Origin of the sequence: Candidatus Mesenet endosymbiont of Agriotes lineatus, from assembly GCF_964019585.1 — a bacterium.
GTDB lineage: Bacteria > Pseudomonadota > Alphaproteobacteria > Rickettsiales > Anaplasmataceae > Mesenet.
Map to the genome: position 1 here is coordinate 775698 of NZ_OZ026454.1, position 25376 is coordinate 801073.

30 protein-coding genes are annotated in these 25376 nt (G+C 32.0%); 14 read left to right on the forward strand and 16 right to left on the reverse strand.

Going from position 1 to position 25376, the window contains the following annotated elements:
- Positions 1–26 precede the first annotated feature (26 nt).
- A complete protein-coding gene (locus AACL19_RS03685; RefSeq protein ID WP_339045175.1) occupies positions 27–986 on the reverse strand; it encodes an ankyrin repeat domain-containing protein in 960 nt (319 codons plus the stop codon).
- 146 nt (positions 987–1132) lie between these two features.
- Here AACL19_RS03685 and carA point away from each other — a divergent pair, with 146 nt between their 5' ends.
- Complete coding sequence (gene carA, locus AACL19_RS03690; RefSeq protein ID WP_339045176.1) at positions 1133–2248, forward strand: glutamine-hydrolyzing carbamoyl-phosphate synthase small subunit; 1116 nt, start codon at positions 1133–1135, stop codon at positions 2246–2248.
- On the opposite strand, the gene AACL19_RS03695 is transcribed toward carA, so the two are convergent.
- On the reverse strand, positions 2196–3032 hold the full coding sequence (locus AACL19_RS03695; RefSeq protein ID WP_339045177.1) for an SDR family oxidoreductase: 837 nt from the start codon (positions 3030–3032) through the stop codon (positions 2196–2198). The two genes, carA and AACL19_RS03695, sit on opposite strands and share 53 nt — an antisense overlap.
- Before the next feature lie 52 nt (positions 3033–3084).
- On the opposite strand from AACL19_RS03695, the gene AACL19_RS03700 reads away from it, so the two are divergent.
- Complete coding sequence (locus AACL19_RS03700) at positions 3085–4053, forward strand: polyprenyl synthetase family protein (protein WP_339045178.1); 969 nt, start codon at positions 3085–3087, stop codon at positions 4051–4053.
- A 131-nt stretch (positions 4054–4184) separates the two neighbouring features.
- The gene (locus tag AACL19_RS03705) at positions 4185–4667 is read left to right on the forward strand and encodes a Na+/H+ antiporter subunit E (RefSeq protein WP_339045179.1); all 483 of its coding nucleotides are present in this window, start codon (positions 4185–4187) and stop codon (positions 4665–4667) included.
- Here AACL19_RS03705 and AACL19_RS03710 read toward each other — a convergent pair.
- Positions 4653–5087: a hypothetical protein gene (locus AACL19_RS03710; RefSeq protein WP_339045180.1), complete on the reverse strand. Its 435-nt coding sequence runs from the start codon at positions 5085–5087 to the stop codon at positions 4653–4655. The two genes, AACL19_RS03705 and AACL19_RS03710, sit on opposite strands and share 15 nt — an antisense overlap.
- Before the next feature lie 291 nt (positions 5088–5378).
- On the opposite strand from AACL19_RS03710, the gene AACL19_RS03715 reads away from it, so the two are divergent.
- Positions 5379–5567, forward strand: a complete 189-nt coding sequence (locus AACL19_RS03715; RefSeq protein WP_339045181.1) for a hypothetical protein — start codon at positions 5379–5381, stop codon at positions 5565–5567.
- Positions 5527–5667: a transposase gene (locus AACL19_RS07060; protein WP_410519843.1), complete on the forward strand. Its 141-nt coding sequence runs from the start codon at positions 5527–5529 to the stop codon at positions 5665–5667. The genes AACL19_RS03715 and AACL19_RS07060 overlap by 41 nt, the downstream gene beginning before the upstream one ends.
- Positions 5668–6009: 342 nt before the next feature.
- Here AACL19_RS07060 and AACL19_RS03720 read toward each other — a convergent pair whose 3' ends face one another.
- The 6 genes from AACL19_RS03720 to AACL19_RS03745 form a co-directional block, all read right to left on the reverse strand.
- Positions 6010–6837, reverse strand: coding sequence for a pyruvate, water dikinase regulatory protein (locus tag AACL19_RS03720; RefSeq protein WP_339046666.1), 828 nt, complete (start codon positions 6835–6837; stop codon positions 6010–6012).
- 41 nt (positions 6838–6878) lie between these two features.
- Positions 6879–7121 (reverse strand): hypothetical protein, encoded by a 243-nt coding sequence (locus AACL19_RS03725; RefSeq protein ID WP_339045182.1) that lies wholly within the window; start codon positions 7119–7121, stop codon positions 6879–6881.
- 181 nt (positions 7122–7302) lie between these two features.
- Complete coding sequence (locus AACL19_RS03730) at positions 7303–7500, reverse strand: hypothetical protein (protein WP_339045183.1); 198 nt, start codon at positions 7498–7500, stop codon at positions 7303–7305.
- 724 nt (positions 7501–8224) lie between these two features.
- Positions 8225–9640 (reverse strand): isocitrate dehydrogenase, encoded by a 1416-nt coding sequence (gene icd, locus AACL19_RS03735; protein ID WP_339045184.1) that lies wholly within the window; start codon positions 9638–9640, stop codon positions 8225–8227.
- Between the two features lie 54 nt (positions 9641–9694).
- Positions 9695–12172 carry an ATP-binding protein gene (locus AACL19_RS03740; protein WP_339045185.1) on the reverse strand — a complete coding sequence of 826 codons (2478 nt, stop codon included), beginning with the start codon at positions 12170–12172 and terminating at the stop codon, positions 9695–9697.
- Between the two features lie 63 nt (positions 12173–12235).
- Complete coding sequence (locus AACL19_RS03745; protein WP_339045186.1) at positions 12236–13033, reverse strand: MBL fold metallo-hydrolase; 798 nt, start codon at positions 13031–13033, stop codon at positions 12236–12238.
- Between the two features lie 131 nt (positions 13034–13164).
- On the opposite strand from AACL19_RS03745, the gene rpsP reads away from it, so the two are divergent.
- A complete protein-coding gene (rpsP, locus tag AACL19_RS03750) occupies positions 13165–13422 on the forward strand; it encodes a 30S ribosomal protein S16 (RefSeq protein WP_339045187.1) in 258 nt (85 codons plus the stop codon).
- A 178-nt stretch (positions 13423–13600) separates the two neighbouring features.
- Here rpsP and AACL19_RS03755 read toward each other — a convergent pair whose 3' ends face one another.
- From AACL19_RS03755 to pyrF, 3 genes are all read right to left on the reverse strand, one after another.
- Positions 13601–14086 (reverse strand): DUF2497 domain-containing protein, encoded by a 486-nt coding sequence (locus AACL19_RS03755; protein ID WP_339045188.1) that lies wholly within the window; start codon positions 14084–14086, stop codon positions 13601–13603.
- A gap of 51 nt (positions 14087–14137) precedes the next feature.
- Positions 14138–15400: a TolC family protein gene (locus AACL19_RS03760; protein ID WP_339045189.1), complete on the reverse strand. Its 1263-nt coding sequence runs from the start codon at positions 15398–15400 to the stop codon at positions 14138–14140.
- Between the two features lie 111 nt (positions 15401–15511).
- The gene (pyrF, locus tag AACL19_RS03765) at positions 15512–16198 is read right to left on the reverse strand and encodes an orotidine-5'-phosphate decarboxylase (protein WP_339045190.1); all 687 of its coding nucleotides are present in this window, start codon (positions 16196–16198) and stop codon (positions 15512–15514) included.
- Positions 16199–16304: 106 nt separating this feature from the next.
- Between pyrF and ccmA the strand changes: the two genes are divergently transcribed.
- The 6 genes from ccmA to AACL19_RS03795 all read left to right on the forward strand — a co-directional run bounded on the left by ccmA (position 16305) and on the right by AACL19_RS03795 (position 20564).
- A complete protein-coding gene (ccmA, locus tag AACL19_RS03770; RefSeq protein ID WP_339045191.1) occupies positions 16305–16934 on the forward strand; it encodes a heme ABC exporter ATP-binding protein CcmA in 630 nt (209 codons plus the stop codon).
- A gap of 62 nt (positions 16935–16996) precedes the next feature.
- Positions 16997–17827 (forward strand): hypothetical protein, encoded by an 831-nt coding sequence (locus AACL19_RS03775; protein ID WP_339045192.1) that lies wholly within the window; start codon positions 16997–16999, stop codon positions 17825–17827.
- 160 nt (positions 17828–17987) lie between these two features.
- Positions 17988–18299, forward strand: a complete 312-nt coding sequence (locus tag AACL19_RS03780; protein ID WP_339045193.1) for a hypothetical protein — start codon at positions 17988–17990, stop codon at positions 18297–18299.
- Positions 18300–18413: 114 nt separating this feature from the next.
- Positions 18414–18596: a 50S ribosomal protein L32 gene (gene rpmF, locus AACL19_RS03785; RefSeq protein ID WP_339045194.1), complete on the forward strand. Its 183-nt coding sequence runs from the start codon at positions 18414–18416 to the stop codon at positions 18594–18596.
- On the forward strand, positions 18593–19621 hold the full coding sequence (gene plsX / locus AACL19_RS03790; RefSeq protein ID WP_339045195.1) for a phosphate acyltransferase PlsX: 1029 nt from the start codon (positions 18593–18595) through the stop codon (positions 19619–19621). Before rpmF ends, plsX begins: the two co-directional genes overlap by 4 nt.
- On the forward strand, positions 19614–20564 hold the full coding sequence (locus AACL19_RS03795) for a beta-ketoacyl-ACP synthase III (RefSeq protein ID WP_339046668.1): 951 nt from the start codon (positions 19614–19616) through the stop codon (positions 20562–20564). The genes plsX and AACL19_RS03795 overlap by 8 nt, the downstream gene beginning before the upstream one ends.
- 56 nt (positions 20565–20620) lie before the next feature.
- Here AACL19_RS03795 and ruvA read toward each other — a convergent pair whose 3' ends face one another.
- Both ruvA and ccmC read right to left on the reverse strand, forming a co-directional pair.
- The gene (gene ruvA, locus AACL19_RS03800) at positions 20621–21196 is read right to left on the reverse strand and encodes a Holliday junction branch migration protein RuvA (RefSeq protein WP_339045196.1); all 576 of its coding nucleotides are present in this window, start codon (positions 21194–21196) and stop codon (positions 20621–20623) included.
- The gene (gene ccmC, locus AACL19_RS03805) at positions 21197–21904 is read right to left on the reverse strand and encodes a heme ABC transporter permease CcmC (RefSeq protein ID WP_339046670.1); all 708 of its coding nucleotides are present in this window, start codon (positions 21902–21904) and stop codon (positions 21197–21199) included. It abuts the gene before it with no gap.
- 249 nt (positions 21905–22153) lie between these two features.
- Here ccmC and AACL19_RS03810 point away from each other — a divergent pair, with 249 nt between their 5' ends.
- Both AACL19_RS03810 and AACL19_RS03815 read left to right on the forward strand, forming a co-directional pair.
- Positions 22154–22549, forward strand: a complete 396-nt coding sequence (locus AACL19_RS03810; protein WP_339045197.1) for a hypothetical protein — start codon at positions 22154–22156, stop codon at positions 22547–22549.
- A 216-nt stretch (positions 22550–22765) separates the two neighbouring features.
- Positions 22766–23059, forward strand: coding sequence for a hypothetical protein (locus AACL19_RS03815; protein WP_339045198.1), 294 nt, complete (start codon positions 22766–22768; stop codon positions 23057–23059).
- Positions 23060–23149: 90 nt separating this feature from the next.
- Here the strand turns inward: AACL19_RS03815 and AACL19_RS03820 are convergent, their stop codons facing one another.
- Both AACL19_RS03820 and AACL19_RS03825 read right to left on the reverse strand, forming a co-directional pair.
- Entirely contained in the window at positions 23150–24187 is a 1038-nt protein-coding gene (locus tag AACL19_RS03820; protein ID WP_339045199.1) for a hypothetical protein, read from the reverse strand.
- Positions 24188–24246: 59 nt separating this feature from the next.
- Positions 24247–25287, reverse strand: a complete 1041-nt coding sequence (locus tag AACL19_RS03825; protein WP_339045200.1) for an Mrp/NBP35 family ATP-binding protein — start codon at positions 25285–25287, stop codon at positions 24247–24249.
- Between the last annotated feature and the right edge of the window lie 89 nt (positions 25288–25376).

Below are 25376 nucleotides of genomic sequence, written 5' to 3' on the forward strand. Positions count from 1 at the left end.
GATCATCTTTCTTTTAACAAAAGAAATTAGCGTTGCCTTAAATTACTACGTTCTATTGCCTGAAATACTACTGGATCTTGCAAAACTTTTTCTTTTACGGCTGCTTTTCGCATCTTTTTTATTTTTGCTGCTATTGTATTTGAATCTGAATTGAAAATTTTCTGATCAATGGTAGCAACATCTTTAAACTTATCTGCAGGATCAATAGTATAAAATCCATCGGTAGAATTTATAAAAAATAGAATTGGACCGATGTCATATTTAGTTGCAGGACGAAGATTTAGACGTAATGACAAAACCCCCAACCTTTTTTGTTCATCTAAACCAAGCATATCAATTGGTGTTTTGTTGTATTTATTTTTAATCCATGGGTTCGCTCCTTTTTCCAGCAACTGAATGATGAACCTTTCATCTCTTCTTGCACAAGCGATATGAAGAGCAGTATCACCACATATAGTTTTGTCGTTGATATATTTTTCAATATCTCTATGATTTAATATCTCGTCAACTATACACCTTTGCACATCATGCCCTTTAAGCAATAAAAAATGTAAAGCGTTTTTACCAACTTTATCGGTAATGAATGGGTTAGCACTAAAGTCACATAATAATGTTAATGAAGCTCTCGGGCTGACATCTCTTCCAGAAGAGATGTCCCATAGCAGTATGGTATTACCATATATGCCACCAAAGTGTATCTCGTTGACATCAAATCCCTTGCTACAGATAAAATGCATAATGCTAATATAAGTAGCGTTTCTATCAGAAAGATTTAAACTGTGTAAATGATCAATTGCACCACAAAATATAGCATATTTTGCATTCTCAGATAATGGTTCATTGATATCACAAAATTCTTCAACATCTTCTAAAGTAACATTGGGTGCAATTTCTATTCCCCCATGCTTATTAAAGCTTACACCAGACTCTTTATTTTTTATTCTTGCAGTTGCTGCATATCTGGATTGCTTCTTACCTCTATACATATCCCCCTAAATTGATTTCAAGTACTCAATTTAATAACACATTAAATTTAATATAAAATCTATAATTATTTTAAAATAAAATATCTATTTAACCTTTACTTTAATTTTTATATAATTGATCAACTTAGATTATTATTAAGGTTATTTTGTATAAAAATTCAGAAGACTACAGTGCAGTTTTAGTATTGCAAGATGGTAGGTCCTTTTGGGGTAAGTCAATAGGTAAAAAAGGAGAAGCCGTAGGAGAAGTTTGCTTTACCACTTCAATGACTGGCTATCAGCATACTATCACAGATCCATCCTTTGCTGAACAAATAATTACATTCACATTTCCTCATATAGGTAATGTTGGCATTAATGATAAAGATTACGAAAGGCAAAAGATCTTTGCCAGTGGAATAGTAGTACGAGAAATATCTCAGGCTTACCATTCTTCCTGCAAAATGGATTTAGATGATTGGTTAAAACAGAACGAAATAGTTGGAATATCCGGAGTTGACACCAGAGCACTAACTAATCACTTAAGACGTTACGGGCACCAAAGTGGTGTTATCTGCTCACCTGATGATCTACAAAACATAAAAAAAGATTTTTTACCATCGGAAGGGCTAGATTTAGCAAGTAAAGTAAATAAGCATAATGACTACATAGTAAAGGAGGGAGATGGCAATTTAGATTATAATGTGGTTATAGTAGATTTTGGCGTAAAAAGTGGTATAATTAGTTGCCTAATAAGTTTAGGCTGCAAAGTAATAGTGGTTGCAGCAAAGGAAAACTTTGCTGAAGAAGTGTTAAGCTTAAAACCAGATGGTATAGTGCTTTCCAACGGTCCAGGTGATCCGTTAGCTATGGCAAAATATGCAGCAAGAGAAATAAATATTCTTATAAAGTCTAATTTACCTATTTTTGGTATATGCTTAGGACATCAGTTACTTGCTATTACGCTTGGGGCCAGGACGATAAAAATGAATCTAGGTCATAGAGGTAACAATCATCCAGTATGTGAGGTGGGTAGTACAAAAGTGGAGATAACAACTCAAAATCATGGCTTTGTGGTTGATCCTAAGACTTTGCCAAGTAATGTTGAGGTAACTCATATTTCTCTCTTTGATAACAGCATAGAAGGAATCAAGCTAAAAGAATATCCGGTTTTTTCTGTGCAGTATCATCCAGAAGGATCTCCTGGTCCTTATGATTCACATTATTTGTTTAAACGCTTTGTTGATAATATGAAGAAACAGAAGGACTCTTATTGTTCTTAAATTCGTGGATTAGACCTTCTTTGTATGTTGGATATTGCAAAACTACATTAAGGTTCGTTTTTATTTTTGCATTGCTAACGCGTTTAGTTCCATTATAAAAGCTTCTATTTGACAATTTTGAAAAATGAATTGGGACTGGTGGTTCAATCTTAAGGAGATTTGCAGCATAAGCTATAACCTCAGATTGTGGTGATGGCAGGTCATCAGCACAGTTATATACCTCTCCTGGATCAGGACTGTTTATTGAGCTAAGTAGTATGCTAGCTATATCTTCAACATGAATACGTGAGAAAACATGACCTTCTTTTATTACACTTTTTGCCTTGCCTAACTTTAGATCGACTAAAGCATTTCTGCCTGGACCATATATTGCTGCCAAACGAAAAAAGTGCACTGGCAAGTTATTTTGCCTCCACTTTTTTTCACATTCAAGTCGCCCTATCCCCCTTTCTTCAACTGGTTTTGCTTTTGAATCTTCTGTAACCCAGTGGCCATAATGTTCGCCGTAGACACTTGTTGCTGATAGATACCCTATCCATTTAACATTTTTAAAATAATTGCCATATTTTTCCAATACATTATCACCATTTGGAGGTATCGAAATTAAAACATGAGTTGCATCTAGCAGTAAGCCTTGTACAAGATTAGAGTTATAATCCAGTATGTTAATATCTGCATTTTTATTAGTTTTGCTTGAAGTCCCACTGATTTTCCAGCCTAAATTAGCCAATTTTTGTGATAAAAACTTAGCTACATATCCGTAGCCAAAACAAAATAAGTGCATACTAAATAGAAATTTTAAACTATATATTATAGGTCTATTTATCTCTTAGCAAATGTTTGAAAGTAGTGATTTAGTAAGTGAAGATTTAAAAATCTTGGAGAATTTCTTAAATAATAGCAGCGAAAATAGCAACATATCTCTTGTCAGTAGTGTTGTATCACACTTAATTAAAGCTGGAGGTAAAAGACTGCGCCCTGCATTAGTATTTATAGCATGCAAAATGCTCAGTTATCAAGATGAAGAAGATAAAAGAATACGTGTAGCTGCAGCAATAGAATTTATACATAACGCCACTTTACTGCATGATGACGTGCTTGATGAAAGTGAGCTCAGAAGAGGAATAAGCACTGCAAACAAAATCTGGGGAAACAAAACTAGTATTTTAGTAGGTGATTTTTTACTGACAATGGCGTTTCAGTGGCTAATAGAATGCAAAAGTTTTGATATACTATCTATTTTGTCGCAGTCTTCTGCTACTATAGTAAGTGGAGAGATAAAACAAATGCTAATTTGCAATGATATCACTATGAAAGAACAAGATTATATTGATATTGTGTCAGCAAAGACAGCAGCTCTATTTGCTGCCTCTTGTGAAGCTGCAGCTGCCTTAGCTAAGGTATCAGTAGAGGAAAGAGAAGCTTTAAAGAGCTTTGGAGTTAATTTTGGTATTGCGTTTCAGATAATTGATGATGTTTTGGATTATAGTGGAGAGCAGTCTGGTAAAAATCTAGGTAATGATTTTTACAATAGAAAAGTAACTCTACCTGTTATTATTTCTTATAATCTTGCAGATGAAGCAGAGAAGGAATTTTGGCAAAGTTCTTTTAGTGTAGTAGAAAGCTGCAGAAACTTCCAAAAAGCTATATCCTATATTGAAGGCCATAAAGCTATAGAACTAGCTAAGGAAAAAGCAGAGTCTTATGTCAAAATAGCAAAAGAAAGTTTAAATATCTTCTCTAATTCTATATATAAAAATACCCTCATCACCCTGCTAGACTTTACCTTACATCGTAAATCGTGATAGCCGTTTTAAACATTAGCAGTTCTTATTTCTTCTTAATTTATATTATACCACATAACCGAAGTTGTGCATTAACTAAAGAAAAATTGCAATATCATTAAAAAAATTATAGCATAAAAGTTTTTAAAGTAATGAATATTAGATATTTTAGGTATTATGTTACACTGTTGATTTTATGGATTATTTTATCTGGTCACTTTGAGTGTTTTTTTGTAGTATCGGGTATCTTCAGTTGCCTATTTACTATACTATTTTGTCAACGTTTAAGTAGTTTAAATATTTGGAATAAATCAGATGGAGTGTTTTTTTTTCGTTTTATTGCTTATATTGGCTGGTTAATGTTGCAAGTAGTGCTATCATCTGCATATATAGCAAAAAAAGTATGGCAATTATCGTTCAATCCTCAGGTTATTGTTTTTCAGTCACAACAGAGAAATAGCATGAGCTTGGCTTTATTTACCAATTCTGTTACACTAACTCCCGGTACTATGAGTGTTGATGCGATACAAAAAGATCCATATAAAATTATAATATCTACAATAGATAAAAAACTTATAGATGGCTTAAATGATATGGATCATAAAGTAGCTCAACTTTTTTTAACTTTTAAATAAGCTCACAGCATCTTTATATTCTTTAATAAAATTTTCTTCCATATCTTTAGATAATATAGCGTTTAACGTATAGCACAGGTGACTATATAAATCTTGTAAATGTAACATATTGCTTCTTTTTTTACTATTGCTATTGAATCTATCAGGAAATATTTCTTTCATTATTTCAATTGTTAGTAGTTTATTTAAAAGGATATTTTCTCTTGCAATAATAATTCTTACCAAAGCTGTATTAAAATAATGCTTACTTCCTAAGAGAAACTCATTATTTTGTGGCTCATAGGTCTTAATTATATATAAATTAATTATTTTTGATAAACTATTATTATAGTATTCACGATTTTTTATAACTTCCCAATTAACTATCTGTGAATCCTCAGGTTTAGAATTGCTGTTTATATTAGCTAAAAACTTACTCATTTAACTATCCCCTATTATGATTAATCTATGTATTATATATTCCTTTGGTTAAGTAACTTATAATGTGTTTAGTAGCCATTTCTCAAAAAATTTAAATAAATATAATGTGTTAACATATTATAGCAAACCCCATTGATGAGAGGAGCAAGAGATGGTAACATTCATTAGATTTGAGAAAGAAAGCAAAGGATTTTATAAGAGAAGTATAAAAAACCGATAAATTATATATATTGACGAATGTGGTGTAAATAGCTGCCTTTGTCTGGAATATACGTATGCTCCTAAAGGAGATTGCAAAAATTTCACCCAGAAGGAGTGAGAATAATTGCTGGGAAAAGAGGCAAAGAAATTATAGCAGCTATATTGATAGCAGTATATTTTGAGGCGTATATTGAGAAATTTTTATACCCAGAGCTTCAAAAAAACGAAGTTGTAGTTTGTGATATTCACAAAAAACTTGATTCAAAATGCAAGCTGTAAGTTAATATTTCTACCGCCATACTCTCCTGATTTAAACCCAATTGAACATTTTTGGAATACTTTAAAGTTTAGAATTAGAAAAATTTTACCTAATTCATAAATTTAGCTATCAATCGTGCCTTTTAATGGTTCTGTTGCTAATGGGATTTACTATACCTCCTAAAGGCAAGATGTCTTCTGATAATATCTCAATTATATTAAAAACAATGGCTTGCTTTTGTTTCCACCCCCGTCATCAGCGCAAATCTTATAATCTTTTCATTTGAACTCTTATTATCAGGAACAAAAATCCATTTTGTTATGTCTTTATTTAAATTACTAACAAGTAATTGACCTAGGATCAATCTACTGAAGTAATTTTTTTATTTTCTCTCGTAAAACATACTTCATCTCTTCTTAGTGTCAATATTGAGTACGTTTCTGCTAAGCCAAGTTTTAACTTTTAGTCAGCTATTTTTTGCATTTTATGAAAATATTGCATTATAATTGCAGCTATTTCCTCTATTGATCGTTGTGTTACATCAATGATTGGCCATTTATTGTTAGAAAAAAAAGCTTCTGCTTCTAGTATTTCTTTTTCAACTTGCTCAGTGCCTATGTACTGCTTATTATTTATATCTTTTATTGAAATCAGCCTATTTTTACGTATTTGTATTAGTCTATCTATATCTATAGTTAACCCAATAACTAATGTGTTTTTAATTTTCTTTAGGTCTACATAAAAAGGTACCTCATCAACAAAAGGTAAATTTGCTACTCTATAACCACGATAAGCTAAGTATATGCTAGTTGGTGATTTTGATGTACGTGACACTCCAACTAAGACTACATCAGCTTCATCAATATCATAAATATTTTGTCCATCATCATGATTGATAGTGTAATTAATTGCATCCATTCGTTCATAATAATTATCACTTAAGCTATTATGCAAATTTAGAAATGAATCTTTCTTAACATTCAAATAAGATGAAATTTCTCTCATGATATGAGACAGTATTGCCACATAAGGAACTTTGAGGGTACGACAACTCTCTTTCAAGTAATTTCTTAGCTTATCATTAGTGATAGTACAGATGACAAAATTATGCTCATCTTTTTTTATCAATCCTAAAATCTTATCAATTTGTTGCTTGTCTTGTACCAAAGACCACACGTTTTCTCTGGCATCAATTGAGTTAAAATGTTGAACTGCAGCTCTTGCAACTGATGCAACAGTTTCTCCTGTTGAGTCAGATACTAAGTGTAGGTTAAGTATTTTCTTCAAGATATCAGTAGACTTATTATATTATAAAATATACTATAAAATGCTCAGAGATCAAATATTATACTTCTATCTTCTACAGTACCACGTAATTGTAATTCAGCTGCAGTAAGATCAGATGCATGCACGAAACGATTATTCTTATACTTTAAAATGAATGCGTTAATAAGACATATAAAAATAGATGTAGATAATGATATTAAAAATGGCAATTGGATTAACATTATTTTTGGATCTGTTGAATTTTTAATTTTGCTGTTTAAAAATGTACGTCTATCTATTAAACACATTGCAACCATTGTTATACTAAATATAAGAGAGGAAATAAGAACATAAGCTACATTCACTTCTGGCTTTATAAGAACAAAATGGTCTATACATTTGGTTATACACATAATTATTATCAATATAAGTTATACTTATTTTAGTATAAGCCACCTCCAATTACATTAAATATTTTTTAGTATAAAATTATCTATTACCTTTAGCTAATATTGGTAATATTTGCCCTTTCCATACTTGCTCTGTTATATTATCAGCTACATGACACGTAACATAACCTTGGTGACCAATAACTAAGGGATTCCGGATTACTTTTAGCGTTCTACTGATGTCTCCATTGTAATCAGTAACAACCATTTCATAAGGATTTCCATTTTTTATAATCATCTTTGAATTTTACTATAAGTATCGAAATAGTTGATGCTATAAATCTCAATTGTATTTTCTTGTGCAACTTTTAACCAAAACTTATGCTCTTCATAACATGCTTCACACCAAGAGGCAAAAACATTAATTATGTATTAACTAATTCTTGAGTATCTCATCTTCTGTCAATGCTTATTGCAAAGAAAAATCAACCTTATTTTTGTTGTTCAGTGTGATAGAAAAGATAAAATAAAATACAACAAGGTATGGGATCTTTATCATTGCCTAGTTTCCAAAGAAAAATATAGTACATCAGAAAGCTGTGGTATATTAATAAGATATAGTTTTCCAGACATGAAAGGGTGCTTTGATCAATATTATCAACCCATAGAAAATACTTCGCAAAATTTAAAGTCATTGACATCTTTATTCAATTCAAGTCATATTAAGCCTACATCTTCTTTAAGTCAAGTTGGTAATAGCAATAATAAAATGCCCTCACATATATTAACAATAATGGTTATTGCTATACTCCTCGTAGGTGTTTTATTTATTTGGAGGTGTTGTAATGAAATTTTTCAAAGATTTACCTGTAAATCGATCAAGAAATGGAAGAACGCGAAGAAGCAATATTAAAGCTGAACCTCTATGTTTAAACCTAATAAGCTGTGTTGAATCTTGTGAACAAAAAAGAGGTTATTAAGAAGGTTTTTATCTAAGAATAGATAAGTTCTTTATAGAATTATCAACAGAAAAACCCTGGTTTATCATCGAAGTAATAAAGTTTTTCTAATTTTACAACATCCAGATCTTCTTTTTCAAGAGTAACTAATAATTCATTGATATCACTATTTTGGTTAGCATAAAACCTACAAGTTATTTGATCACCAACAAATTTGCTAGACTGTGGCCATACAATTAATCCTTTAGAGTATATAGTAGTAAGATTTACCTTACTTGATTCCTTTAAAAAAAGATCAGTTAACTTATTTAAATTAGCGGAATTATCCCACCTAATTGATATATCAACACCTACCAATTTCCTAATACTCTGTTTTATGCTTTCTTCTAAAGGAAATATTTCCCTATTGGTTTGAATATTTTTACTTACCAGAAACTCAGGTAAAAGCTTTGGTTTTTGCCCCAAGTTATCAATTACAGATTGTGCAAACTCAGTGGTACCAACTTTTTTGCTACTTTTTCCCTTTTTATAGAGATCAGCAGTATGGATACCATCCTCAAGTGTTTTAAGCCATGCATTAGAAATTAATTGAGCTATCTCAACCTGTCCTATATGAATAAGCATTTGTACAACGGCATTTAAAAGCCCAGAAGGGTTTGCTATATTTTTGCCAGCAATATCAGGAGCAGATCCATGCACTGCTTCAAACATTGCATACTCATCTCCTATATTTGCACTACCGGCAAGCCCTACAGAGCCAGAAATCTGAGCAACAACGTCTGACAGTATATCACCATATAAATTTTCAGTTACAATGATATCAAAAGCTTCTGGATTAGTTGCAACTTTTGCCATTCCAATATCAACAAGATAATGATCAGCTTGTATTGCTTTATAATCCTCAGCAACCTCCCTAAAGGCTTCATGAAAGACACCATCTGTCATTTTCATGATATTATCTTTTATTAAACAAGTAACTTTTTTTCTATTATTCTTTAGTGCATACTCAAAGGCATAATTACATATCCTTTGTGATGCAGACTTTGTGATAATTTTTGTGCATTGATAAGTATCCTCAGTTAATCTGTGCTCTACTCCTGCATACACGTCTTCTTCATTCTCTCTCACTACTACTATGTTGAAGTAATTGAATTTTGTTTCTATTACAGGATGATATGATATACACGGTCTAATATTTGCATATAACCCTAACCTTTTTCTTAAGGCAACATTTAAGCTTTTATGACCTTTTCCCTGCGGCGTTGTAGTTGGAGATTTCAAAAGTATTTTAGTCCTCCCAATAGACTCCCAACTACTATCAGAGATACCGGCTTCCCATTCCTTTTCATAAAGACGCCCGCCAAGTTCTATACTTTCTATACTTACATCTGCTTTTGCTTCTTTTAATATAGAAAGCACGGCTTCCATAATTTCTGGGCCTATTCCATTACCATATGCTACTGTAATTGGTACTGACATTGCACTAAATCAAGAAATTATGTTTAGTCTAAATTAAAACTAAAATCGTGTAAATTAATTATTTGATTCTAATACTTTTTTGATTTTCATTGTTATCTCATTTAGAGTAAAAGGCTTCGGTAAAAAATGAAACTCCTTTATATTAATGTCCTCATTTTTTAGAAAGACATCTTCAGCATATCCTGAAATAAAAATAATTTTAACATCCGGTTTAATTTTGATTGCTTCCCTTGCTATTTCAGGACCACTAACTTCTGGCATTACTACATCAGTTATTATAACATCTATTTTATTAATTTTCTCCTTTATAATTGCTATAGCACGTTTGCCAGAGTCTGCTTCTATAATATTGTAACCTTTTTTCGTTAATGCTCTACTACTGAAAATTCTAACTGAATCCTCATCTTCAATGAGTAAAACTGTGCCACCATGGTGTATATCAATTGTAGCTATATTTTTTATCTCTCTATCTTTGTTGTGAATCTTATTACTTTTTAACATATGTACTGCTGGTAAAAATATGCTAAACTTGCTACCAATTCCCTCTTTACTATCAACCATAATATATCCACCTGTTTGTTTTACTATTCCATATACTGTCGATAGCCCAAGACCAGTACCAGACTTTATATCTTTAGTGGAAAAAAAAGGTTCAAATATATTTCCAATGACATTTTTCTTAATACCACATCCATTATCTATTACTTCTATAACAATATACTTACCATGTTCTATAGGCTCTTTATCGGATAAAAACACATCTTGCGCTACGGTAGTTGTATGATCTATTTTTGCCTTGAGTGTTCTGATAATCAATTTGCCACCTTTTTCCATGGCAGCGCTAGAGTTAACAACAAGATTGATTATTACTTGCTCCAGCTGCCCTTGATCTGCTTTTACCAATCCACCATCTTGCTTGTAATCCAGTATGAATTCTATGTTTTCTCCGATAAGCCTTTTTATCATCTGTGAAAGATCAGCTACAATACTATTTACATCAAGTATTTTAAATTGCAGAGTTTGTTTCCTAGAAAAAGCTAGAAGCTGCTTTACTAAATTTGATCCTCGTTTTGCATTTTGCTGAATTTGCATTATATCTGAGAACGAATGATCATTCGTTGTATGTCTTATTAAAAGCAAGTCACAGAAACCTATTATTGCAGTCAAAATATTATTGAAGTCATGCGCTATGCCCCCAGCTAACTGACCTATTGCTTGCATTTTTTGATAATGCTCAAATTTTATTTCCAAGTTCTTATGTTCCGTATTATCAATAAAGTAGCAAATAATAAATATATCGTTACTGTGAGTATATTTATTAAAATATACTTTAATATTCTGGTTATTCTGTAATTTCACATCTTCGGTCATATTATTAATATTACTGCTTTCAAGGTATTCTTTGATCTTTTTATGGTCTTCTTTTACTATTAGAGTAAAGATTGAGTCTGTACTTTTTTGTTTTACTAATTTTAATAGTGCTTGATTTATTTTGATAAAGTTGCCTTTGCTATCACACAATGCAATAGCAACTGGTGCATTGGTAAAACACGGATTAAGTTGATAATCATCTATATTTGATGTAACTGGTGTAACTAAACCACATCTATATCGGTTATTATACTTATCATAAAATACAGCATTACTTATGTGCGCTTTAAATGGTATTCCATTAGCAGTGCAAAGTATAATCTCCCCGTTTTTCGTTTGTTCTTTATCTTTAACTTTTGCAATAAAGTCGATAAATAAAGTATCCTTTTTTAAACTTTCTAGTTCAAACATTCTTAAAAAACTTTTATTTGCATACACAACAACTCCGTTGGGATTAAGCCAATAAATTCCTATATAGTGGGCTTCCATTAATTTTTCATATAATTGTTCTTTGCTTATTTTGGTTGCTTTTAAGACAAAGTATTCTTGAGGTCTAGCTATAGGAATAAATGATAAATTATACACTTTATGACACTCATCAATAGCAATTTCTGGATTAGTACTAATAGGACTAAGAGTTAAAAGAAAGTTTGATGTTTTGTTATTTTTATAAAAGGAAAAGTAAGTCTGTATTGAAGAGTTATTTTTTAGGGCTTTATAAAAAGCTTTCTGTTCCCTTCCTACAACTCCTCCCATTGTTAATACATTACTTAAACTAATGTTTTGATCATAGGCTTTAAACCTTTCGTAAAACCTAGCATCTGCATAAATAACACTGCCACTTTTATGTACAATAAGGCAAAATTCAGTATTATGATTTAGCGCGTTGGCAAATACTGCATTTTGGAATTCTACTTTGTTTATTACATCCTTGTAGAGTTTTATCTTAAAAATCAAAAATGCAGTGGTTATTATTATAATTAGTACATTGATTTCAATACTAAAGTGTCTACTATATACATCAAAAAGGTAAAGCATCGATATTAAAATAATAGGGATAGACATGAGTGTTAAAATCACTACAATTGACATGCCATAGTCTCTAAATACGAAATCTACCCTATTTTCTTTGCTGTTATTATCAATATATCTTTTATTCATTATATATTTTTATTTACACTAAATTAATGCAAGTTCAATTATTAAAAATACCTGAAATTGCTTTTATACTTCTACAGCAAAGCTGTCATATGCTGCTTTAATTTTTGGAGTTGTTTTAAGTTTGCTGTTAATTGTATAATAATCAATATAATGGCTCATATGAGTAAGTATCACCTGTTTAGTACTTAACTGTTCAACCCAGTTAAGACATAAATCAAAATGAGCATGAGCAGTAGCTTCTTGATATCCTATGCATCCTAGTATTAAGGTTAAATCTTCCTTACTTTTTAATATTTCCCAAGATTTCTGTGGAAACTCTTTTACGTCAGTACAATATGCAACTAGATCATTAAAAATAAAACCAGTAGACACTATATTTCCATGAACTTGAGGAAAAGCAACTATTCTGCATCTTCCTATTTCCCATTCTCTATGATAGTCAACTCTATTAACAGTTAGATAATGACATTTATTCCATGGATTACTTGGAGTGTTGGGAATAAAAAGTTGAGGATAACTGGAAATTATACTCGTTAGAGTATTGATACTTCCATATATTGGCAGAGTTTTTTGCCCTTCTTTTGGTTCTATGGCAGATAATTCGGTTATGCCTGCACAGTGATCAGCATGAGGATGAGTATATATCACTGCATCCATGCTATCTATCTGATTTGCAATTGCTTGCATTCTAAAATCAGGAGATGAATCTATAAGTATAGTGGTACCTTCATGTTCAATTAGAGCTGAAGTACGTGTTCTTTTGTTTTTACTATCAGATAAAGCTGATTTGCAAACGTCACACTTACATCCAATTGTTGGAATACCAACAGAGGGACCACACCCTAATATCGTAACCTTCATAAATATTATCTGTTAATTAAAGTTATTTGAGTTTAATACTTTTCTCATTTTTATACAGCTTTATTTATATTGATATTGTAAACTTACTAACCTATAATGAATGAAAAGTTAGTTAATAAAATAGTTGTAATATGGCAGTAAAGATAAGGTTAGCAAGGCATGGAGCAAAAAAGCGTCCTTTTTATAGAATTGTTGTTGCCGATGTAAGGGCACCAAGGGACGGTTCTTTTATAGAACAATTAGGGCATTACAATCCAATGTTATCTAAAGATAATAAGGAGCGTATAAAGATTAAAAGCATTGATAGGTTAAAGTATTGGTTAAGTGTTGGAGCACAAGCAACTGAAAAAATACAGTGGTTTATTAAAAAAGGGCTAATTGAGATTTGAGTTATATTTCAAGAGTCTATACAAAATTTAATAATCTTTTAAAAAGGAAGGATTGCTTAATAAAAGTATAAGTTTTTCTACTCCGTTTGCCTTATTAATCCTATATAGTTTTTAATTTAAAATATAGTTATCACTTTAAAAGTAGTTACAAATTAACCCTAATTATATCAAATTAAAATTATTTACCAGTAATATACTTGATTTCTCTTTCAACAATTTCCTTGATAAGGTTATGCAGGTGACTATTTAACCATTCTTTTAACTGAGGTTCTAAAAGCCTAATTACAAGTTCCTCAAGGGTAAGACTATACCCATTAGGTGATTTATGTACTTCTTTAATTAAATGTTGAACTTCTGCAGATGCAGCCTCAATATTTTCTTTTGAAAGGAGACTTCTATTTTCTTGTTTTTGCATGCTTTTATCTTCTGTCTTTGCAGCATCTATAAGTGGCTCAGAAACATCATTTGAAGTTTTAAATTCTTCATTTTTTTCCTCAAAATCCGAAAACTCATCATCATCTTCATCATATTGAAAATGCGGTATTTCACCATCTAATTTTTGGCTTGTCATAGAAGATTTATTGTAACCATTATTATGCATCACTTTTTTAATATCCTCCAGTACATCCTTAGCAGATTGCTGATCATTTTTATCGTGCATCATAAGTAAAACACCCTACTGGATAATTAATACCTATATGATAAACAATACTTGTTAAGTAATGTTTAAATTGCCAATTGTAAACAGCAAGTTGTATATACTAATTACATAATTTCCTTCTGCTTCTGTAAGATTTATTTTAGCTTTAAATAATTCTCGTTCAGCATCAAGAACATCAATTGTAGTTCTAAGACTTAATTCTGCTTCCTGCTTTATTCCATCCACCACAACTTCTGCAGCTTTTACAGCTTCTTGAGACGAATCAAGGATGGAGCGAACAGTTAAAACATTTTCCCATCTAGTAATAACTTCTTCCTCTATATTTTTAATAGCTTCATAATAATCATGTATGTACTGTTTTGCAGTAAAATTTGCTTGATCTATTGCCGCAAAATTCATTCCTCTTTGAAAAATAGGAACAGATACATTAAATGATAAACTGTAATCTCTTTGATTGCTTGACTTATAGACGTTTTTAATCTTAGCTAAAATGTCAAGAGATGGTAAAGACTTCGACAGCGCAATTATAACTGCCTGATCTGCAGCTTTGTGCCTATAGAACACTGATTTTAAAATAGGGTTACTCTTTTTTGCAGTTTCTAGACATTCTTCCAAAGAATCTGGTATAGCAGGTAAATCAGTTGGTTGCAGAAGATTTTCTGGCTCTTCACCTACTATACGAGCGTAGGAAGCGTTGGCAATTTTTAGATTACCATCTGCTTTTATTTGCTCAGACATTGCAAAGGCAAGTCTTGCTTCTGCTTGAAAGACGTCTGTTTTGGTTACTTCGCCAACAGCAAAACGCTTTTGCGCCATATCCAAATGTTGCCTCAGAACGTTCTTATTGTGTTTACTTAAGTCTTCAACTCCCATAGCGGTAAGAACCTTAACATAGGCACCCACAGCATCGAGTAAAACCTTTTGCTTGATTTGAAGAAAATTTAATTTTTCTGCAGCAATTTGATACTTTGCTTGACTTGGAGCAGCAAGCCAACTTCCATCTATTCTTTCATTGATAGAGAGTTGCCCTACTTTTGATGTATAATCAACACTTGGGTGATTTGGGTTAATACGACCAATCATATCTTTTTCCGGTTCATTAACATTTGCAATATGAAAATCATATGTAACCATTGGAAGGAAACTGGCAATACCATTCATTCCTAGTTGTTTTTTAGCCCCTTGTAGAGCATAGCTTTGAGCTTTAATCTTTATGCTACTTGCAATTGATTTATCTATTGCTTCTTTTAGTTCAGTACTATAGCTATTTGTAGCAGTAAACAGAATAATTAATACTGAGTATAGTAGACTCTTCATATTTCTAATTTAAAGATAGTAGTCAAGTAGATAAAAATATAAATTATGTCAAATGGAATAATGCATCTTAAGAGGAAAATCACTGATACTAATTAATATATTAATAATGATTTATGTCGTTCTTTGCAATGAACCTAGTATCAACTCTGCAGTATGTTTTGGGTCGCAGCTTTCAGTTATGGGTCTACCAATTACGATATAGTCTGCACCAAGCTCTATTGCTTCTTTTGGGATTACGGTTCTTTTTTGATCGTCAGTGCCACTCTCCAAGCGTATACCTGGTGTTATTATTTTAATACTATTTCCACACACCTTACGTACTTCCGCAATCTCCCATGCTGAACACACTATTCCATATAGACTTACCTCTTTTGCAATTTTAGCAAGAATGGCTACTTGTTCTTTTGCAGTTTTGTTTATTCCTACTTCTAGTAGATCATTATCATCCATGCTAGTTAGAACGGTAACACCAACTAAATTTATACCTGAACCAGAAACGATATCTAATGCACTTTTGAGCATTTTTACACCTCCACCTAAGTGCAAAGTTAACATTGTAACATTCATTGATTTGATAACTTCAGCTGTCTTAGCAATAGTGTTTGGTATATCATAAAGCTTAAGATCAAGGAAAATTGGTATGCCAAAATCTATTATCCTCTGCACTCCAGGTATGCCATTGGCCACAAAAAACTCTAAGCCTAATTTAAACATAGAAACTACACCTTTAAGTTTTTCTGCAAGTGAAACTGCTTGATCTATATCTTGTGTATCTAAGGCGCATATAATAGGGTTCATAGCTTTCAGTACCACTTATTGTGTAGTAAAGTTCTATCTCATGCGTAAACTGGAGACAATGAAAATTTATTGTTATACTTAAGCTCCAAATGTGAGATTTTAGACTATGCTCAAATGTAAAAATATATCATGCATGCGTAGGGGCAGAGAGTTATTCTCTAATCTTGAATTTGAAGTTGAAGCAGGTTCTATAGCTTTAATTGTTGGTCCTAATGGCAGTGGCAAAACAACTTTAATGCGCACTATTGTTGGCCTATCCTCAGCTGCTTGTGGCAGCATTAGTTACAACGGAAATGATATAGATGAAGATCGCAACTTATACCTATCTTCTATGATTTATATAGGACATAAGAACGCTTTTAAGGATGACCTTACAGTGATGCAAAACATCAGGTTCTGGGCTAAGATAAGAAAAACAACAGAGCTTATAATGGCTGCTGTGCATTACCTTGAGTTGCAGCCTGTGCTAGATATTAGATATAGTGAGCTTTCACAAGGTTGGAAGAGGCGAGCTTCCCTTTCTCGGCTACTTATAGCCAACGCAAATTTATGGCTTATTGATGAGCCATTTGCAAATCTTGATGATAATGCAACTTATTTAATCTCTGAACTGATATTGGTGCGTGCTAAGCAAAATGGTATAGTTGTGATCACTGGACATAATAAAGAAACACCATTTTCAGATCCTAAAATTATTAACATCTGTGATTTTCAAACTAAAGAAGAAAGAATATAGCTTTTGTTATATTTTCCTTATACTGAACTTAATATATTAAGTATAAATATTGAAGGAGAAATATGTACCTTACAAAAGAAGCTTATAACAAGCACAGCAATTCTTTTAAGATTTTAGAAATTAACGAAAATGATGCTCTGAATAACAACTTAGATGATTTGCTAAAATTGATCGAAACACAACGTAGACAAGTGGCACGAAAATATCACACAGATCAAGAAAGACACAGAACAGATGAGCAAATGGCAGAATTAAACACTGAGAAAATGAAAGAAATAAACATTGCTAAAGAAAAATTAGATGAATTTATAATAAAAGACGCACAAAAAACTGGTAGCAAATATGCTACATCATCTCCTGGAAGTAGTAGTTCTAGACAGCATAGCTATACATACTCTGGAAGTAAGGGTTTTTCATTCTCTTTTTCAAGTAATAATTCTGAACAATCCTCTTATACATTTTTCTCTGCAGGAAATAGTCACTCTAGCCACTCTTCTAAGGAGAATATGGACGAGAATCATAATTCGATGCATATGAATAATAGTAATATAAGAAGAAATTATGGTTCAATACATATGAATAATGGTAGAATAGATGAGAATCATGGTTTTATACATACGAATAATAGTAACATAAGAAAAAATTATGCTTTAATACATATGAACTATGGTATAATAGATGAAAATTATGGTTCAATACGTATGAACAATGATACGATAAAGAGAGATCATAATAAGGAAAAATCAAGACCAAGTCATGGAGCATCAAGAGGAGCTAACATTGAGATGAATGGAAGTGGTGTTTTTATTAACGGTAAACGTGTGCAACCTGGAACAACATTCTCAGATGTTGATGGTGTCTTCGTTTTTACTAGCCAAAGCCGTAAACGCTAAAAAATAATTTCAAGGTAGACTTCTTTTTTTACAAGAAGTCTTCTATTTACTTTGAAATAAGTGTTACCTTCTTGCATTATACCTTTTATAGTATAGTATCTATGTCTCAATAAGAACATAGTTATTGTAAATTAAACAATTCATATTAGTAGGGGGTGATATGTTGAGAGTAGTAGATATTGATGAAGTAATAAATATAGTAAGAGAAAAAGATATAATAGAGAAAAATTATGGCACAGTAGAAATAAACTATGGTCAAATAAAGGAAAATTACGGAACTGTAATAATAAACCGCGGTGAAATAGAGAAAAACTGTAAAGGTGCTATAGTGAAACAGAATCTTGGAAAGGTGGAATTAAATAGTGGTTCAATAATTAGAGATTATACTAATGGTAATACGAAAATAAATCAAAAAATTAGCTCTGTAATAGTAGAGGAAGGAATTAAGTATGGTATTGAGAGGCATGATTAGTTTTTAACTAAAATCATAAAATGATAGGTTTTCTAAGAGAAAGTCTATCATTTACTTTAAAAAAATGCTAACTATAATTCTTTTAATTAAAAATACTTTATATGGAGGAGTATCTTGGCAGTACCTAAAAGAAAAAAGTCTAAATCACGTCGTGACATGCATCGTTCTCACCATGCGATTAAACCTAAAAATATTGTTATCAATTCAACAACAGGAGAGTATATGCTACCACACCATATATCTCTTGATGGCTATTATCGTGGCAGGCAAGTAATTGTGAGAAATGAAAGTAAGTGAATGCAAATGATGTAATTATCGCTGTTGATGCAATGGGTGGGGATTTTGCTCCACTTTCGGTGATAAAAGGTATAGATTTCTTTTTTGATAATCTTATAAGCTCTAATACTAATGTTTCTTTTCATATCTATGGGCAAGAGGAAAAAGTTTTACCTATACTGTCAAAGTATAAAAGAGTGTCAAGTAATAGCACTTTTGTAGATTGCGTAGATGTAATTTTATCAGATGATAAGCCTTCTTTTGCCTTAAGACAGCGCAAAAAATCTAGCATGTATGGTGCTATTGAAGCAATTAAAGATGGAACAGTGGCTGGGGTGGTTTCTTCTGGAAATACTGGGGCGCTTATGGCTATTGCCCGCTTTGTGCTAGGTACCTTGCCAAATATTTATCGTCCTGCTATTGCTTCTGTTTTTCCAGCTAAGTCAAAGGATTTTATCTTGCTTGACTTAGGTGCAAATGTGGATTGCAATGCCGACTCACTCTTTCAATTTGCAGTAATGGGCAGTGCTTTTGCAAAGACTGTTTTAGGAAGAGATAACCCAGAAGTTGCTCTGCTCAACATAGGAACTGAAGAAATTAAAGGTACTGATGCAATACGTAAAGCTTTTGATTTGCTCAAATGTGCAACAGACATTTTAAATTTTAAAGGATATATAGAAGCAAGTGAATTTTTAAACGGTGATATAGATGTTATTGTCGCTGACGGCTTTGTTGGCAATGTCATGTTAAAAGCAGCTGAAACTATGGCAAATACAATAATATCTCTCGTTAAAGATGAAATATCTAATTCATTTATAATGAAACTATTTAGTTTCTTTATAAGAAGAAAATTAAGCAATAATCTGAATCATTTTAATCCTAAAACAAGAAATGGGGCTATGTTTTTGGGACTCAATGGTGTGGTGATAAAAAGTCATGGTAATGCTGATCATATAGCTTTTGGTCACGCAATTAGGTTTGCTGTTGATGCAATACGTAACAATCTTAATGCTAAAATAATAAGTGGTATTAGCAGTGTTGAATAAAAGCCGTTTTTTAGGCATTGGCTCCTACCTACCGAAAGAAAGATTAAGTAATGATGAAATCGCTGCAAGGTGGTCGCTTGATACTAGTGATGAATGGATTTATCAAAGGACAGGAATTAAATATAGACATATTATAAGTGAAGGTGAACTCACTTCAGATATGGCTCAACGTGCAGCTGATAATGCCTTAAAAGATGCAAAAATATTAGAAGAAGATGTAGGTCTTATTATTGTTGCCACAACAACTGCTGATAAAACATTTCCTAGCTGTGCTACTATTGTACAAGCAAAACTAGGATGTAAAAATGCATTTGCGTTTGATGTGCAAGCCGCATGCTCTGGTTTTTTATATGCTGTGGCAGTTGCAGATGAATTTATAAAATCTGGCAAGGTAAAGTATGCATTAGTTATAGGCGCAGATGCTATGTCTAAAATTATAGATTGGCAAGATAGATCAACATGTGTGCTGTTTGGGGATGGAGCTGGTGCTGTAGTGATTAGCTCTGACTCAGAGCATGGAATACTATCAACCCACCTTTATTCAGATGGAAAGGTGGAGATTTTATGTACTAATGGTGGAGTTGGAACAACAGGTAATTCTGGTTACATTTATATGAACGGCCAAGCTGTATTTAAGCATGGTACAGAAAAATTAGCAGATGTTATCCAGGAAACCCTAAAGCGGAATAATTTACAAATCAGTGACATTGACTGGCTAGTTCCTCACCAAGCAAATGTGCGTATTATTGAAGCCGTTGCTAAAAAGATAGGTCTTCCATTAGATAAAACAGTGATCACGGTCAATCAGCATGCAAACACTTCTGCAGCTTCAATACCACTTGCTCTAGATTCTGTAAAAAGTAGAATCAAATCTAAGGATTTAGTTTTACTAGCATCTATTGGTGCCGGTATGACCTGGGTTTCTGTTTTACTACATTATTAAACGAGAAATTTTATTTAATTTGCATTATTATTTGGGATGCATGGGTTTTGAACTCTCTACTTAATGGTAAATAGATCCTTAAGAGCTCTGCGAATAATGTCTTCAGTCTTTAAACTTGGTGAATCCTTTTTTATATCTTGGACAATACTGTATACCCTTGACCTATCATACCCTAAATTAATCAAAGCGAGGGTAGCATCTTCTTGAACAATAGGAGAATAACTTATATTAAGTTTGTTTACTTCATTTTGCAGTTCAGTTATGATTCTTGCTATTAATTTTGGTCCAAGGCCACTTAATTTAAATGCTACTTTATCACCACTAGCAATTGCTGATAAAACTTCAGTTGGTTCTAATTTACTTAAGATTGTAATTGCAATTCTATAGCTAATACCATTGACTTTAACTAACAAACGTAAGCAAGATTGCTCCTCTTTTGTGATAAAACCGTATAATTGAACTATATTATCCCTACTATGATAAGTTTCAATAAAGAGTCTAATGCTGTTCCCTAAATGACATAAATTTAAGCTTTTTACTGATAAGTAAACAATATACCCAACACCATTTACATTTAAAATAATATGGTCACTATTGATTTCATCAATTATACCAGTTAAGCTTCCTATCATTTAAAACCTAAGTAGGGTCTCTTTTTTTATCTTATACGTATCAATTAATCCGTGGGAATTTAGTATCCATAAGACAAGAAATAAAAATATAAAGAATATAAACATCGTGATAAGTGGTATTAACATAGAACTATCTATTGCCACCCCTCTTGCACGTAGGATACTAGCTGGTTGATGCAATGTTGACCATAAATCAACAGAAAATTTAACTATTGGCACGTTAATTGTGCTAAATATCGCAAATACTGAAGCAGATTTCATAGCTCTTGCTTCATCACTAAAAAAATTCCACAGCATAAGATAACCAACATAGGAAAAGAATAAAATGAGCATTGAAGTAAGTCTTGCATCCCATGCCCACCATGTGCCCCAAGTTCCTTTTCCCCATATACTACCAGTAATTAAACATACAGCAGCAAAGATCATTCCGACAGAAGATGCAGCACGTGCAAGTATACTGCAAATTACATTATTCCAAACTAAAAATGCAAAACTCAAAAGTGCAATCAGCATATATATTGCAAGTGACATCCACGCAGTTGGTACATGAATGTACATAATACGGACAATTTCTCCTTGTTTATAATCATCAGGTGAGAATAAGAGTGCAAGACATACCCCACATATAAAAAAAATAAAACAAAAAACAAGTAACCATGGTAGGCTTGATCTTATAATTTGCATTAAACCTTTAGGTTTTAAAAACATTTGCCTATCTATCTTGCTTATTTTCCTATCTAAAATACCATAAGTTGCCAAAGAGTAAATACTCTATATCTATCAAGATCTTGACTAACTTAAATTGCTTAATAGAGGATAATTTTATAATATAAAAGTTTTATATAAAGTATGAAGTTAGATTGTATAGAATAGTAATATAAATGATAGTTTTCAGAGAATCTAATTGACATTACTAAGTATTAATTTAAGTACTTTTGATAAGAAATGGTGGGGGTTATGCCACAAGAATTAGAGAAGTTAAAAGAAATAATAATCACAATACTAGTAGATAATGATAATAAACTAAAGGAAGAAGGACTTAAAATTATTAACGAACTGGGACGTGATCATATCAATGATGAACTTACTATTGATGAAAATAAAAAAGGGACTATTTTAGGTTGTTTAATATTATGTGATAGTCAAAATGGGGTAAGGTTAAACAATGCTACACTAAAAGAATTGGAAGGTGTCATTATACGACTCGGTGGGAAGCTAAAAATTTCTGAGCGTGATATGGAGGCGGGTCCGAATTCAATATTGGCAGCGCTTCTTAGCAGGGAAGATCCAAGACCTAGATCAGGTGTTATATCAGTATCAGATTTGGAGTTTATCGTCAGGAATCTGCTCTAATAGGAGAAATGCGTACAGAAAATATAAGATCTAGATTAAGTGGTATATCATTGTTAGCATGGCAAGCGTAAGGTCTGAGTAGGCGATTTAACGTTTGAAGCGATATTAAGAAGGCCACTTACTTGCATTAGGGCAAGAAGCAGCTATTCAGGCAGGAGTGGAGTTAGTATTAACTAAAGTCATTGAAAGAGAAATGCAAGAAGGAGTATAAGACCATTGCTCAATGCAAATGCAATAACTAGTACAAAAATTGCAATTTCTACAGCTTTTGGAGCAGGAGTAATAACAATTATGCTAAAGGGTAGGGATAACTCCATTGACATTCAAGGGTGGATTTCTGAAATAAATATGGAGTGGAAAGAATCATTGATGTCTGGGTTAATAACTGCAGTTGGTACAGGGATTGGAACTGCAGTATTAATAAAGTTGTTAAGAAGGTTTTTTTGTGCACCTAATACAAGAGTTGAGCAAGCAGATCAGTCAATAGAAGAATTTTTAGCACGCAGCTAATCTCTATTCTAGAAAAAATTTTAGATTTAAACTACTTACAATGAGTTTAAGGCAATATAAAATGATACATCAACTAGATTAACTCTTGTGTTACTTAACTTTCATAGCCCATTTATACATATCAGAATTTGGATCATTATTTATCTTTTTAAAAGAAGAATCTCTTATTTTTTTAATTGAGTCTGCTAGATCAAAATAACCATGTTGAATTGCAATAGAAAGAAGCTCACTACTATTGTTAATATTTAAAACTGCCCCTTTATATAAAAGAAAATCAACTATATCGCGTTTGCCAGTTTTCATAGCGAAAGTTAACAAGTCATGTACTGAATCTGGCTGAAGTGCAAATACATCGTCTATAGCCATACCAGTATCTTCAAGCTTGTTCACTATGGCTCTTAAGCCAGATAAATCACCTTTTATTATACAATAATAAATTTGCTTATTATAGTCTTGTAAATAAACTGCTCTTGGTAGGTGATTGTTGTTATTTTCACTTAACTTACCATATATAGCAATGTTAGGTGCTTTCTTATATTGCCATGTAGTAATCTCATCTTTAAATAGGTCTTCCAATTGTGGAAACTTAAAAGGTTCGTTATTTTCCTCATCAAAATTCTTAACCTCATCACTATTTGAGTTGCGAGAAGTGTCATTACCCTTTTTAGGAGTCTTATTGTCCTCATTATTTTTATCTGACTTATCAATTATGCTTGTACCTGTATCTCGCTGTACTTGAGGTAATGGATTTTTATTTGGTTCAATGTTGTTATTTAATTTTTCTTTTTGATCATTTTTTCGGCTTTCTAAATCAAAAACCTCAATATCTTTTTCTTCCTGTAAACTAGAATTTTTATCTTCTTCAAAACTCTTGTCAAGTAATAACCGCACAAAATCTTCTGATTCTATATTTTGCTGACCAATTAACAAATTTTCATCTATCAAAATATCATCTTCTTTGTCATTCAAGTTTAAAGCGTAACTTTGGGAAGCTATAGGTGGCTCATTCTCTTTAGTTTCAACTTTATTTGCATCGTCTGCCTTATCACTATTGTTTAATAAAAGCTCGTCTGCATAACTTAAGTCAGTACCAAATAACAGAATTACTAAGCAATAAAGTATTTTCATAGACATAGCATATTAATTAAGTGTAGGTTTAATTATACACAATATTATTTAATAATAAATTAATTAAAAGATAAAAACCCTCTCTGATCCTTAACTAGGATCTGCTCGGTAATATCATTATAGACTTTCATTAATGTTTTAGATAGCAAAAAAGGATTTCCGCTATCAGATACTTCACATATTTGTTGATCAATAGGAATTTTACCTAAAAATTTTATGTTTAGTTCTTTTGCCATTTTTTCTGCACCGCTTTCTCCAAAAATGTGAATTTGTGAACCTTGATAGCTAAAGTAACTCATATTTTCAACAATACCAATTATAGATACATTCAATTTTTTCAGCATATCAAAAGCCTTTTTAGCATCAATTAAAGCAAGCTCTTGAGGAGTGGAAACTATTACTGCTCCTGTTAAATTAAACTTTTCTGCAAGGCTTAAATGAACATCACCAGTGCCAGGAGGTGTATCGATAATTAGATACTCTACATCTTGCCACTTGGTTCCAAGTAGTAAATTGTGTAATGCCTTGGTAATCATTGGCCCTCTCCATATGACGGCACTATTTTTATCTATAACATAACCGATGGACATTGTTTGCAGTCCATATCTTTCTACAGGAAGCATTTTTTTGTTTTCTATTTGTGGAGTGAGACCTTGACTGCCTAGCATTTGTGGTAATGATGGACCATATATATCTGCATCAGCAATAGCAATTCTATAGCCAAGTTTTAAAAGTGATACTGCAATATTTAATGCTACTGTAGATTTTCCAACTCCACCTTTTCCTGATACGACTACAATAGTATTTTTTACTCCCTCGATTGATATTTTATTACTAGTTTTTTGATTTGCAGTACCTACTACTGCTTCTACTACAGTTACTCTTGTTATATCTGGTATGGCTTTTAAAGCATTCTCACATTCTACTTTAAGATTCGCTTTCTTTACAGCATGCTCCCTACTTAAAAACTGCAGAACAAAGCCAATATGTCCCTCTTTAATTACTATTGAAGATACCATACCAAGCGTAACAACATCTTTACCAGTATCTTGATCAATTACTTTTCTTAGAGATAGCTTAATTGCCTCTTCATTGATCACATCTTTTACTTACAATTATTATATTAGCATCTTTCATACAATGTAAACTAATTAATACTTTTAATTTGATCTACACAAAAATACATCTA